Origin of the sequence: Streptococcus mitis, assembly GCF_002096895.1 — a bacterium.
Classification (GTDB): Bacteria; Bacillota; Bacilli; order Lactobacillales; family Streptococcaceae; genus Streptococcus; species Streptococcus mitis_AH.
The window spans coordinates 18,565-32,019 of record NZ_NCVI01000015.1; the positions used below are offsets into that span (position 1 = coordinate 18,565).

Annotated in this window: 12 protein-coding genes; 9 read left to right on the plus strand and 3 right to left on the minus strand. The window is 38.4% G+C overall.

Annotation, left to right across the window (positions count from 1 at the left end):
- Window positions 1-7: 7 nt before the first annotated feature.
- The 9 genes from B7697_RS00940 (at window position 8) to pepC (ending at window position 10,216) form a co-directional block, all read left to right on the plus strand.
- Window positions 8-532: a DnaA ATPase domain-containing protein gene (locus tag B7697_RS00940; protein WP_033681186.1), complete on the plus strand. Its 525-nt coding sequence runs from the start codon at window positions 8-10 to the stop codon at window positions 530-532.
- Window positions 533-639: 107 nt separating this feature from the next.
- Window positions 640-1,590 carry a helix-turn-helix transcriptional regulator gene (locus tag B7697_RS00945; protein ID WP_084949894.1) on the plus strand — a complete coding sequence of 317 codons (951 nt, stop codon included), beginning with the start codon at window positions 640-642 and terminating at the stop codon, window positions 1,588-1,590.
- Between the two features lie 7 nt (window positions 1,591-1,597).
- Window positions 1,598-2,920 (plus strand): DUF262 domain-containing protein, encoded by a 1,323-nt coding sequence (locus B7697_RS00950; protein WP_084949896.1) that lies wholly within the window; start codon window positions 1,598-1,600, stop codon window positions 2,918-2,920.
- Window positions 2,914-4,833, plus strand: a complete 1,920-nt coding sequence (locus tag B7697_RS00955; RefSeq protein ID WP_084949897.1) for a DUF262 domain-containing protein — start codon at window positions 2,914-2,916, stop codon at window positions 4,831-4,833. The genes B7697_RS00950 and B7697_RS00955 overlap by 7 nt, the downstream gene beginning before the upstream one ends.
- Before the next feature lie 228 nt (window positions 4,834-5,061).
- On the plus strand, window positions 5,062-6,303 hold the full coding sequence (locus B7697_RS00965) for an aminopeptidase (RefSeq protein ID WP_084949899.1): 1,242 nt from the start codon (window positions 5,062-5,064) through the stop codon (window positions 6,301-6,303).
- A 9-nt stretch (window positions 6,304-6,312) separates the two neighbouring features.
- Window positions 6,313-6,543 (plus strand): GlsB/YeaQ/YmgE family stress response membrane protein, encoded by a 231-nt coding sequence (locus B7697_RS00970; protein WP_084949900.1) that lies wholly within the window; start codon window positions 6,313-6,315, stop codon window positions 6,541-6,543.
- Between the two features lie 85 nt (window positions 6,544-6,628).
- Window positions 6,629-7,977, plus strand: a protein-coding gene (locus B7697_RS00975) for an IS3 family transposase (protein WP_142358990.1) whose coding sequence is annotated in 2 segments (ribosomal slippage) — window positions 6,629-7,070 and window positions 7,070-7,977 — 1,350 coding nt in all. Because the reading frame shifts where the segments join, the coding sequence is not laid out codon by codon here.
- A gap of 70 nt (window positions 7,978-8,047) precedes the next feature.
- Complete coding sequence (locus B7697_RS00980) at window positions 8,048-8,770, plus strand: pseudouridine synthase (RefSeq protein WP_084949902.1); 723 nt, start codon at window positions 8,048-8,050, stop codon at window positions 8,768-8,770.
- 111 nt (window positions 8,771-8,881) lie between these two features.
- Window positions 8,882-10,216 carry an aminopeptidase C gene (pepC, locus tag B7697_RS00990; protein WP_084949903.1) on the plus strand — a complete coding sequence of 445 codons (1,335 nt, stop codon included), beginning with the start codon at window positions 8,882-8,884 and terminating at the stop codon, window positions 10,214-10,216.
- Between the two features lie 252 nt (window positions 10,217-10,468).
- Here the strand turns inward: pepC and B7697_RS01000 are convergent, their stop codons facing one another.
- The 3 genes from B7697_RS01000 to B7697_RS01010 are packed head-to-tail and all read right to left on the minus strand — an operon-like array spanning window position 10,469 to window position 13,222.
- Window positions 10,469-11,380 carry a PTS system mannose/fructose/sorbose family transporter subunit IID gene (locus B7697_RS01000; RefSeq protein WP_000136864.1) on the minus strand — a complete coding sequence of 304 codons (912 nt, stop codon included), beginning with the start codon at window positions 11,378-11,380 and terminating at the stop codon, window positions 10,469-10,471.
- A 23-nt stretch (window positions 11,381-11,403) separates the two neighbouring features.
- Window positions 11,404-12,207 carry a PTS mannose/fructose/sorbose transporter subunit IIC gene (locus B7697_RS01005; RefSeq protein ID WP_000022716.1) on the minus strand — a complete coding sequence of 268 codons (804 nt, stop codon included), beginning with the start codon at window positions 12,205-12,207 and terminating at the stop codon, window positions 11,404-11,406.
- A gap of 25 nt (window positions 12,208-12,232) precedes the next feature.
- On the minus strand, window positions 12,233-13,222 hold the full coding sequence (locus B7697_RS01010) for a PTS sugar transporter subunit IIB (RefSeq protein WP_000021970.1): 990 nt from the start codon (window positions 13,220-13,222) through the stop codon (window positions 12,233-12,235).
- Between the last annotated feature and the right edge of the window lie 233 nt (window positions 13,223-13,455).

A 13,455-nucleotide genomic window follows, 5' to 3' on the forward strand; every position in this document is an offset into this window, starting at 1 on the left:
GTATAATATGGTGAATCAAGAAATTTTAAATTCTAATGTGTCAATTGAAGAGGAAATTTATAATTTTGAAAAAGGCTTGAAAGATGATGGGAATGATTGGACCGGATTCCCACAAATAGACTTAAAAGAAGATTCTCAATGTATTTACATTTGCGGTATTTCAGAGACTGATAGATGGCATTTGTTTTATTATACGTTAACTAAAATAAAACCTGTTACTCCAATAGCATCACTTGCATATTATCGAGTGAGAGATAATTTGATTTTTTCTAAACATAGTCAATGGATGAAACTGCAAATGGGGTATACAGAGTATGATTTGATTTTTCTGGATGGAGTTCAATTTTTGGGAGAGGCTGATCAAAGGGTACAGGAATACTGGATGCAGCGATTCAAAGAGAGTAAGAAAAGAAACAAACTCTTCATTGTATATTCAGACTGCTTACCCGAAGACTTAAAAAATATGCCTGAATCCGTAGTTGAGTTCTTCGAATCTGGCATAGTGGTACAGTTGAAATCATCTAAGGGCTAGTTTATTTTGCTTTAATCGTTTTGAATATAAAGTGCTAGTTAGACTATAGAAGTGATAATAATGTACTAGAAATAGTATTGTTTGAATAATATGTAGAAGGACTGGAAATGAATGATCAAGAGAGACTGCTAACGATTTTTTTACGTTTACAGTTTGGGACTCCGTTAGGAAAAAAGCAACTGGCTCAGGAATTTGAGGTTAGTGAAAAGACGATACAGAGAGATTTTTCGCTACTCCGTGATATTTTATCTAGTCACACCAGTTATAGTGGAGATTTACTTTATAACCGTAAAACGAATAAGTATTGTTTAGCAAGTAAGTCAGTTTTTAATAAAAAGGATATTCTCGTTATTTCAAAGATTTTATTGGAAAATCGAGCACTGAATAGACCAGAAATTGCTAGCTTACTACATAATTCACTGGTCTTAGTTCCCCGTGATGATCGGAAAGAAATCGAGCAGATTATTGGAAGTGAAAAGCTGAACTATGCTCCCTTAACGGATCAACAAAATAGAATAGAGAAAATTTGGAATTTATCAGAAGCTATTTTGTATGAACAGGTTCTAGACATTATCTATCAAAAACCTTATTCTGAGTCTTCTAAGAGGCAGACTGTTTTGCCAGTCTCTCTTTATTATGATAGTCATTATTTCTATCTAGTTGTCTACCAGTTGAAACATGCTACTTATATTACTTTAAGAGTAGACCGTATCCAGTCATGGTCTCTTAGTGATATAGAGAAAACCTCTATTTCTTATCGAGATAAATTTAGAGATGGCGACATTCGTAACGAGAGAGTAGATGCTTTTATCGGGAAGAAAATCAGTATTGAAATCGAGTATTTGTACGATCCGACGATTGTGACGGATCAATTTCCAAATGCAAAAATAGTTGGGAAAAATGGCTACTGGACTCATTTTAAGTTTGAGAGTCAGCACACACCGGGGCTTAAACGCTGGTTGCTGGGGCAAGGGGAAGCAGTTACTGTTTTGTCTCCTCGGATTTTAGTAGAGGATATGAAGCAAACAGTTAAAGAAATGATAGATAAATATAGATGAGGATAAAATGACTATTCAATTTACTTCTAAAAAGGTTGGAGAACTATTGAAAGAAGAGAATTTGCGGATTCCTTCTTATCAAAGACCATATAAATGGAACAGAAAACATATCCGTAATCTTTTTTATGATTTACGAGATGCTATGGGAAAAAAGGAATATCAGATTGGTTCCGTTATCTTGCATGAAATCTTGCATGAAAAGGAAAAATACTTAGATATTGTCGATGGACAGCAACGGCTAATTTCTATTTCCTTGTTTCTTCATTTATTAGATGATTTAGAGAATTATAAGGGTGCTAATCAACTGCTGAGTGCTGAATTTGGAGAGCTATCTTGCTATCATGCGAGTGAAAATTATAATGAGTGGGAAAATTTGACTCAATTGGTTGGTGAAAATCAGGCAAAAGATATTTGCAATTTTTTATTGGAAAATTGTTCTGTCTCCGTGATTACTATGCCACAGGAACGATTATCTGAAGCCTTTCAGTTATTTGATTCTCAGAATAATCGTGGAAAATCTTTAGAACCTCATGATTTGCTCAAAGCCTACCATCTTCGCAAGTATGATTCAGAAGATGAAAAGATTGTCGAAAAGTGGGAGCAATTTGTAGAGGATAAAGAGTTAAGTCTCAAAGAGTTGTTTGATAAACATCTTTTCCGTATGAGACGTTGGTCGCGCGGAGAGACAGGATTAACAAACAAACGTTATGGATCTTATCTGCGTTTTACAGAGGATTTTATTGACGATTTTAAAGGCGTTGATTTGAATCAGAACTTTCCATATCTAGAATTGTATCGTCATATTGAAAAATTCCCTCTTTCAATTACTATGCCAATCATTGATGGAAGTACATTTTTTGAATATATTGAATCTGCTCATAAAACTATTAAAGATCATAAAGATTTTTTAAATGCAAAGTTAGGATTTTCTGATGAGCCTGAAGGGGAAGAAAAAAATCTTGCTTACCCAAAAGGTATGTTAAACATTTACAATAGCTCAAAAGGACGCTACCTCAAGTGTCACAATATATTCTTAAATATTTGCTCGCTTTTTGCAGAGAGATTTGGAAAAGATGAGCTATCAAAGGATATAGTAGAGACCTTGTTTATTTGGTCTTATTACCCTAGAGTTAAGTCTAAAGCAATATATGATGCAACTTTTGGAAACTATGCTGCTGGTGGAAGGTTTAGACAAAAAGAGGTTCAAAAACTATTTCAACTTTTAGCTCATGCTGTCACTCCGAATGATTTCATGATCAAGATAGATAGAGAGCTATTTGAAAATTATACTGTGGACAAGATTATAGAAGAGGAAAAAGGTAAATGGTAGAAACACATATAAGCTTATCAGTTAATCGTTTGTTAAATGAAGATACCTATGCTATTCCTCTTTATCAGAGAAATTTTGCTTGGACTTATGATGAAATTGAGCAGTTATTGAATGACGTAGCAGATGCTTTTCAAGAAAATAGAGACAGAGACAATTACTATATTGGAACATTAGTCGTTAATAAAGAGAATGACATTTTCAAAATCATAGATGGGCAACAGCGAACAACAGCCCTTAATCTGATTGCCTTAGCTTTGAAGAATGAGTTTGGTTTTGATAAATTGAAAGCTGTCAATCTTACCTTCCCAGCTAGGCAGAAATCAAATAAGAATATTAAAGATCTATTTGCCAAGCAAGAAATTTCAGAGGACGATGAAAATGAGCTGACTAGAGGTTACAGATATGCTAAAGACGCATTGAAAAAAGTGCTAGAGGAGCGCCGTCTTGATCCTCAGTCTTTCGTTGATTATCTTTTTGAGAATGTCATCATTTTTCGGAGTATACTTCCTGAAGATTTAGATTTGAATCTTTATTTCGAACGTTTCAACTCTCGAGGAGAACAACTAGAGGCTCATGAGATTCTTAAGGCGCAAATGATGGCTAAGTTCGGTACAGATCAAGAAATGGCGCAAAAGTTTGCAAGGATTTGGGATGCCTGTGCAGAATTTGATAAGCCGGTAATCAATGCATTTACAAAAAAAGCAAAGAAAAAGCATCATGATGGAGAAAGAGAAAAAATCTTTCCTTTGAATTGGATTAAAGGAAATAATTATCAGAATAGCTTTCTTTTAAATATTGATAAGTCCTTAAGTCAAATAGAGGTTCAGTCAACTAATAAGAAATCTCTATTGTCTAGTATAGAAAATAAAGAATCTACAACAGTTAAAGTAATATCAGATACGAATGAAGTGGAAAAATACAGAACGATTATAAACTTTGAAACATTTTTATATTTCGTTTATTATATAACATTTGGTAATGTATCTCCTTCTGATATACAGCTAGATGACAAGAAATTATTAGAAACATTTGAAAATATAACTAGTGTTAATACAGGTATAGAGGATGTTACATTATTTATTAGGAATTTATTGAAATTAAAATTTATATTTGATAATTTGATCGTACGAATGTCACAAGAGACTAATAATAGAAGACAAGAAAATGATTGGTTTCTGCAGAAAGTTTATCGGAATGATTATAATAATAAAACTAGAGGAGATTTATTTGTTCAATATTATTATGATAAAAATTCTTTTGAAAAGTTCAATGATGATATTTTAATGCTTCAATCCATATTTGCTGTGACCTTTACTGCCAATCGAGATAGTCGTTGGTTATATGAAATCTTGCAATTCTTGTTTAACCATATTGAAGAGTTAAATCAAACAGAATTTGCTAGTCTCTTTAAGGATTTTCTTGAAAAAATGGCAGTGAGATATGCTGAGGAAAGATTGTTTACCGAAGATAAAAGTATCAAAAAATATGGGGCAATTCCTGTTTACGCTTTTAACTTTGTAGATTATGTTTTATGGAAAAATCGTGCCGAATTAGAGAAAGAGTACAAGGATATTAATTTTGATCATTTCAAATTTGCTTATCGTCGCTCCGTAGAACATTGGTATCCTCAGAATCCAAATGGACAGGATGGAGAAAGCCAATTACCTGCCGAGTTTTTACATTCTTTTGGTAATCTTTGTATCATTACCGATAGTCAGAACTCCCGGTTTGGAAATTCCTATCCAGAGGCTAAATTAGAACAATGGGAAAGAGAAGGGATATTCCATCGTCAGAGTTTAAAATTACAGATGATGGCAGAGATAACTTCTAAAAAAAATAGATGGGATATTTGTGAGATTCAATCTATGGAAAAAGAAGTGGAAAGATATGTACAAAATTTTTGTAATAGCTAATTAAAACAAGCTTCAGTAAGCTTGTTTTTTAAAATACCAATATATGTGATATACTAGTAAGGGAAGGATTTTGTAAAAGACAAACCAGCTCAAAAAGTTTTTGACTATCAGCTAGAACTTGCTGATCAGACAATTCTTCTATCAACAGCACTCTTGTCTGGTGCTATTGCTTTAGCAGGATTATTCTCTGCTTTGAAAGAAAAATAAAAATAGAAAAGAGAAAACAACATGGTTTTACCAAACTTTAAAGAAAATCTAGAGAAATATGCGAAATTGTTGGTTGCAAATGGAATCAATGTGCAACCTGGTCACACTTTGGCTCTCTCTATCGATGTGGAGCAACGTGAGTTGGCTCACTTAATCGTCAAAGAAGCTTATGCCTTGGGTGCGCATGAGGTTATTGTTCAGTGGACAGATGATGTCATTAACCGTGAGAAATTTCTCTATGCGCCGATGGAGCGTCTGGACAATGTACCAGAATTCAAGATTGCTGAGATGAACTATCTCTTGGAGAACAAGGCTAGTCGTCTTGGTGTCCGTTCATCTGATCCAGGTGCTTTGAACGGTGTGGACGCTGACAAGCTTTCAGCTTCTGCTAAAGCTATGGGACTTGCGATGAAGCCAATGCGCATCGCAACGCAATCCAACAAGGTTAGCTGGACTGTAGCAGCCGCTGCTGGACTTGAGTGGGCTAAGAAAGTCTTTCCAAATGCTGCGAGCGACGAAGAAGCAGTCGATCTCCTTTGGGACCAAATTTTCAAAACTTGCCGAGTCTATGAAGAAGATCCTGTTAAGGCCTGGGAAGAGCATGCAGCTATCCTTAAGAGCAAGGCTGATATGCTTAATAAAGAACAATTTTCAGCCCTTCACTACACAGCGCCAGGAACAGATTTGACACTTGGTTTGCCAAAGAACCACGTTTGGGAATCAGCTGGTGCTATCAATGCACAGGGCGAAGGATTCTTGCCAAATATGCCGACAGAGGAAGTTTTCACAGCACCTGATTTCCGTCGCGCAGATGGTTATGTCACTTCTACAAAACCGCTTAGTTATAACGGAAACATTATTGAAGGTATTAAGTTGACCTTTAAGGATGGACAAATCGTGGATATTTCAGCTGAGAAGGGTGATCAGGTCATGAAAGACCTTGTATTTGAAAATGCGGGTGCGCGTGCCTTGGGTGAATGTGCCTTGGTACCAGATCCAAGCCCAATTTCTCAGTCAGGCATTACCTTCTTTAACACCCTTTTCGATGAGAATGCTTCAAACCACTTGGCTATTGGTGCAGCCTATGCAACTAGCGTTGTTGGTGGAGCGGAGATGAGCGAAGAGGAGCTTGAAGCTGCGGGGCTTAACCGTTCAGATGTTCACGTAGATTTTATGATTGGTTCTAACCAAATGGATATCGATGGTATTCGTGAGGATGGAACACGTGTACCTCTCTTCCGTAACGGAGATTGGGCAAATTAAGGAGACAAGATGATAGGAAGTATGTTTGTTGGTCTCCTAGTGGGATTCTTGGCAGGTGCTTTGACCAACCGTGGAGAACGTATGGGTTGCTTTGGGAAAATGTTTCTCGGTTGGATTGGCGCCTTTCTGGGGCACTTGCTCTTTGGAACTTGGGGGCCAGTTTTATCAGGAACAGCTATTATCCCAGCGATTTTAGGAGCCGTGATTGTTTTAGCTATTTTTTGGAGACGAGGAAGTTAGTTTCTTATAAAGAAAAAAGAGGGAGGCATTTGAACTGCACCCCAAAAGTTAGACAAAAAAATCTAACTTTTGGGGTGTTTTTATTATGAAATTGACTTATAAAGATAAAGTTCAGATCTATGAACTTAGAAAACAAGGGCAAAGCTTCAAAGAGCTTTCAAACATATTTGGAATAAACATTTCTAATCTTCAGTACATGATTAGATTGATTGATCGTTATGGAATAGAAATTGTCAAAAAAGGAAAGAATTGTTACTATTCACCTGAACTAAAACAAGAGATCATTGATAAAATTCTTCTCGAAGGTCGTTCTCAAATAAGGGTGTCTCTAGATTATGCTCTTCCAAGTGTTGGAATGTTGCCTAATTGGCTGGCACAATATAAGAAAAACGGGTATACTATTATTGAGAAAACAAGAGGGAGACCACCTAAAATGGGACGTAAGCCAAAGAAGAAACCTGAAGAGATGACAGAGCTAGAGCGACTTCAAGCAGAAAATGAGTACTTGAGAGCGGAGAATGCCATTCTAAAAAAGTTGAGAGAACTCCGATTGAGGGACGAAAAGGAGCGAGAAGAAAAACAGAAATTGTCCGAGGATTGGTAACGGAGTTTGCCTTAGAGCTTCTTCTAACGATTATTAAGCTAGCTCGTTCAACCTATTATTACCAGCTAAAGCAGTTAAATAAAAGCGATAAAAACCATGATATTAAAGATGAAATTCAAGCTATTTTTACTGAGCATAAAGGAAATTATGGTTATCGCCGAATGACTCTAGAATTGAGGAATCGTGGTTTTGTAGTGAACCATAAGAAGGTCCAACGTCTGATGAAGATCCTTGGTTTAAGTGCCCGAATTCGTCGTAAACGCAAGTATTCTTCCTACCAAGGAGAGATTGGCAAGAAAGCAGATAACCTTATTCAACGCCAATTTGAAGCATCGAAGCCAATGGAAAAGTGCTACACAGATGTGACAGAGTTTGCCATTCCGGCAAGCAGTCAAAAACTCTATTTATCACCAGTTTTAGATGGTTTTAACAGTGAAATTATCGCCTATAATCTTTCTACGTCACCGAACTTGATACAAGTGAAAGATATGCTAGAACAAACCTTTACAGAGGAATATTACGAAAATACAATTCTCCATAGTGACCAGGGATGGCAATACCAACACGATTTCTATCATCATTTTTTAGAGGATAAAGGAATCCAGCCATCTATGTCGCGTAAGGGAAATAGTCCAGACAACGGCATGATGGAATCCTTCTTTGGTATTTTGAAATCCGAAATGTTTTATGGTTACGAGAAGACGTTTAAATCACTTAATCAATTGGAGCAAGTTATTGTAGACTATATTGATTACTACAACAATAAACGCATTAAGGTAAAATTAAAAGGACTCAGTCCTGTGCAATACAGAACTAAATCCTTTACTTAAATTATTTGTCTAACTTTTTGGGGTCAGTACAATTTGCTAGCCCTCCTTTTGAGTATGATATAATAGTTCTATGAGATTAGATAAATTTTTAGTTGCCTGCGCTGTAGGGAGTCGGACAGAGGTCAAAAACTTGCTCAAGGCTGGGCGCGTGACGGTAAATGGAAAAAAAGAGAAATCAGCTAAATTGCAGATTGATGAAGAAAGAGATGTGATTCGCTTTGATGGGCAAGTGTTGGAGTATGAAGAGTTTGTCTACTACATGATGAACAAGCCCCAAGGGGTTATTTCAGCGACTGAGGATCCCAGGCACAGAACCGTTCTGGACTTGTTGGATGATATTGCTCGGAGCAAGGAAGTTTTCCCAGTAGGACGCTTGGATATTGACACGCATGGTCTTTTGCTCTTGACTAATGACGGCAAGCTTGCCCATGCTCTTCTTTCACCTAAGCGTCATGTTGATAAGACTTATCTGGCACAAGTCAAGGGAATTATGACCCAAGAAGATGTGGAGACATTTGCCAAGGGAATTCCTCTTAAAGACTTTACTTGTCAGCCTGCTAAACTGGAGCTTGTGTCCATAGATTCAGAAAAGCATCAAAGTCAAATCCGTGTGATCATTGCAGAAGGGAAGTTTCATCAGGTCAAGCGTATGGTGGCCTACTGTGGCAAGGAAGTAGTGGACTTGCAACGTTCGACTATGGGAACTTTAGTTTTAGATGAGAGCTTGCAGCGAGGGGAATGGCGTCGCTTGACTAAGGAGGAATTAGAAGTTCTCCTTGCTAGCATTGCTTAATTTGCTTTATAATCGAAAAAGGTGAGGAACAATGTCCTTGCCTTTTATGTTTTTCAGTTGCTTCCTTTGTGAAAAGAGTTATAATAGACTGTAGAATAAAAGGAGGAATCTATGAACGCGATTCAAGAATCATTTACTGATAAATTATTTGCCAACTATGAAGCAAATGTAAAATACCAAGCGATTGAAAATGCTGCTAGCCATAATGGAATTTTTGCAGCCCTAGAACGTCGCCAAAGCCATGTAGACAACACACCTGTTTTCTCATTGGATTTGACCAAGGACAAGGTAACAAACCAGAAAGCGTCTGGTCGTTGCTGGATGTTTGCAGCCCTTAACACCTTCCGTCACAAACTCATCTCTCAATATAAATTGGAAAACTTTGAGTTGTCACAGGCTCATACATTCTTCTGGGATAAGTATGAGAAATCAAACTGGTTCTTGGAGCAAGTCATTGCAACCGCAGACCAAGATTTGACGAGCCGTAAGGTTAAATTCCTACTTCAAACACCTCAACAAGATGGCGGTCAATGGGATATGGTCGTTTCTCTCTTTGAGAAATACGGTGTCGTGCCTAAGTCAGTTTACCCTGAGTCTGTTTCATCTAGTAGTAGCCGTGAGTTAAATGCAATACTTAACAAATTGCTTCGCCAAGATGCTCAAATCTTGCGTGACTTGCTTACTTCTGGTGCGGACCAAGCGACTGTTCAAGCTAAGAAAGAAGACCTCTTGCAAGAAATCTTTAATTTCCTTGCCATGTCATTAGGACTTCCACCACGTCAGTTTGACTTTGCTTATCGCGATAAAGATAACAACTACCAAAGCGAAAAGGGCATTACACCACAAGAGTTTTACAAGAAATATGTCAATCTTCCTCTAGAAGATTATGTTTCTGTTATCAATGCTCCAACTGCTGACAAGCCTTACGGAAAATCTTACACAGTTGAGATGTTAGGAAATGTGGTTGGTAGCCGTGCGGTTCGTTACATCAACGTGCCGATGGAGCGCTTGAAAGAGTTGGCAATTGCTCAAATGCAAGCAGGTGAGACTGTTTGGTTTGGTTCTGATGTCGGCCAGCTCAGCAACCGTAAGGCTGGAATCCTTGCGACAGATGTTTATGACTTTGAATCAAGCATGGACATTAAACTCACTCAAGACAAGGCTGGACGTTTGGACTACAGCGAAAGCTTGATGACCCACGCTATGGTCTTGACAGGTGTTGATTTGGATGAAAATGGCAAATCAACCAAGTGGAAGGTTGAAAACTCATGGGGAGACAAGGTTGGTACCGATGGGTACTTTGTTGCCTCAGACGCTTGGATGGACGAATACACATACCAAATCGTTGTCCGTAAGGAATTGCTGACAGCAGAAGAACAAGCTGCCTATGAAGCAGAACCAATTGTACTCGCACCTTGGGATCCAATGGGAGCCTTGGCAGAATAATACTCTTCGAAAATCTCTTCAAACCACGTCAGCTTCGCCTTGCCGTATGTATGGTTACTGACTTCGTCAGTTTCATCTGCAACCTCAAAACAGTGTTTTGAGCTGACTTCGTCAGTTCTATCTACAACCTCAAAGCAGTGCTTTGAGTAGCCTGCGGCTCGCTTCCTAGTTTGCTCTTTGATTTTCATTGAGTATAAAAGTATAGAAAAAAGGAATCAGATTTTAGAACCTGATTCCTTTTAAGTTGCTTGATTACATGATGTGAAGAACATGTGCCACAATACCCACTGCGAAGAGTGCAAGGATAATAGTGATTGGAGATACTTTTTTCTTAAGCAAGTACATGCAAAGGAGAGTAAGGAGTAGTCCTGATAGTCCAGGGATCAACATATCCAAGTTTTGTTGGAAAGTAGTAACTTTTTCAGGTGTTTGAGACAATCCTTGTCCTACTTGTGCGAATGCTTCTTGAATACCTTTAGATCCTTCTGGCAATTTATCCCAATGGATATAAGCCTTTTCATCTAGTTGAACTTTGGCAACATCGAAAGCAAATTTAATATTTACCCAACGTTGAACAAGGACAGCAAGAATGAACATACCAAGGATAGAAGCTCCTTTAGTGATGTCTTGGAGGATACCGCCAGACATATCTTTAGTGATTTCTGATCCAGCCTTGTATCCAATCTCTTGTGTATACCACAAGAATGACATACGAATCAAGTTCCAAAGAACGAAGAAGAGGATTGGACCTAAGATATTACCAGTAAGGGCAAGTGAAGCACCGAGTGATCCAAGGATTGGGCGTACTGTAAACCAGAATACTGGGTCACCGATACCAGCAAGAGGTCCCATCATACCGATTTTAACCCCTTGGATAGCAGCGTCATCAATTTCAACACCGTTAGCACGTTCTTCTTCAAGTGCAAGAGTAACCCCCATGATTGGAGCGGCTACGTATGGGTGAGTGTTGAAGAACTCAAGATGGCGTTCAAGAGCAGCGATTTGATCTTCTTTTTTAGTGTAGAGTTTTTTAAGAGCTGGAATTAATGAGTAAGCCCAACCCAAGTTTTGCATACGTTCATAGTTCCAAGAACCTTGTAAGAAAGTTGAACGCCACCAAACTTTTTTACGATCTGATTTAGTTAATTGAAGTTTTTCAGTCATGATGTTTTCAGTCCTTTCTTATCTTAGTAGTCTTCTAGGATATCGCCGATTGGGTCGTTAGAAGTTGCGGCTCCACCGCCACCGTTTCCACCAGTTTTAGAAAGGTGAAGGTAGATAAGAGCGATAGCAACACCGATAGCACCAAATCCGATTAGAGTAATATCTGACACGGCAGCAAGCACGAAACCGATAGCGAAGAATGGCCATACTTCACGAGTTGCCATCATGTTGATAACCATAGCGTAACCAACGGCAACAACCATACCACCACCGATAGCCATACCATCTTTGAGCCAATCAGGCATAGCATTTAGAATGCTTTGTACTGTTTCAGTTGGTACCATTAGAAGGAGTGCTGCAGGGACTGCAATACGAAGACCTTGAAGAAGAAGTGCGACAAAGTGAGCACGTTCAACTGCTTTGAAGTCACCTTTTTTAGCAGAAGCATCAGCAGTATGAACCAATCCGACAGAGAGTGTACGGACAATCATAGTCAAGAATAGACCAGCAACTGCAAGAGGGATAGCAACCGCTTGGGCAACACCGATACCTGTCTTAGTAAAGTCGCCACCAAGAACCATGATAATGGCAGCAGCAACAGAGGCAAGAGCAGCGTCAGGAGCTACGGCAGCTCCGATGTTAGCCCAACCAAGGGCGATCATTTGAAGAGAACCACCAAGGATAATCCCTGCTTCAAGGTTACCAGTAACAAGACCGATAAGGGTACAAGCTACGATTGGTTGATGGAATTGGAACTGGTCGAGGATACCTTCAAGACCTGCTAGGAAGGCTACAACGACTACTAAAACCATAGAAATAATAGACATCTTTAAAATCCTTTCATAAAATCGATTATTGCACGTTTGCTTTGTTGATCAAGTCAAACAAATCTTTTTTGGTGTCGTTTGGTACTTTACGTACATCAAATTCAACACCAAGGTCACGCATTTTTTCAAATGTAGCAACGTCTTCTTTATCCATAGACAAAACGTTGTTAACCATTGTTTTACCAGTTGAGTGAGCCATTGATCCAACATTAAGAGTTTTGATTGGCACGCCACCTTCGATAGCACGAAGGGCATCTTGAGGTGTTTCAAACAAGATAAGGGCATGTGTTTCTCCGAAGCGAGGATCTTTTGCAACGTCGATTAGTTTTTGGATAGGAACAACGTTTGCTTTCACTTTACCTGGAGCTGCTTGTTTAATCAATTCTTTACGTAATTCGTCTTTAGCTACGTTATCTGAAGCAACGATGATACGGTCTGCTTTTGAATCTGGAGTCCAAGCAGTTGCAACCTGACCGTGAAGTAAACGAGTGTCTAGACGGGCAAGGTTGATTTTGAGTTTACCGTCTCCGATGACAGTTCCTTCTGGGATAGCAGCTTGGGCAACTGGAGCAGCTGCAGCGCTTGCTACTTCCTCAACTGGGTTTAGCTCTTCTGGAAGAGCTTTGATGCCATCTTTGGCTTCTTTAATAATATTCGCAGCGACTTTTTCTACACCTGCAGCAGCGTCCATGAGGCGCTCTGTGTAGGCTTGAATTAACATCGGTAAATTAAGTCCTGTGATGATGGCAAACTTACGCTCAGGATTTTCTCCCATCACGCGGCTAGCTTGGTTAAATGGAGATCCACTCCAAAGGTCAGCCAAAACTAGAACCTCATCTTCTGCGTCAAATGCAGCAACAGCGTTATTAAACTTAGCGTATAGATCATCAGGACCTTCATTTGGCATAAAGGTTACAACTTGAACCTTTTCTTGTTCACCAAAGATCATAGATCCTGACTGATGAATACCCGCAGCAAATTCGCCGTGGCTCGCAATAATGATTCCGATACTCATTATTGTCATTCCTCCTTTTTTGTTTTAGTTTTCGTTTAAGAAAACTTTAAGACTTTTTAAGTATAAACCGTTTTCATCTAAAAATCAACTATTTATCATAAAATAATTAAAAAGATTACATCTGAAAATATTGATATATTGAGTTTTAGAGAAGTTTTTTTGAATCCTTATTTAAAAATTTAATATAAAAAAGTTGGAAGCGTATTCCAACTTTTAAAATAGGTTTCTAATAG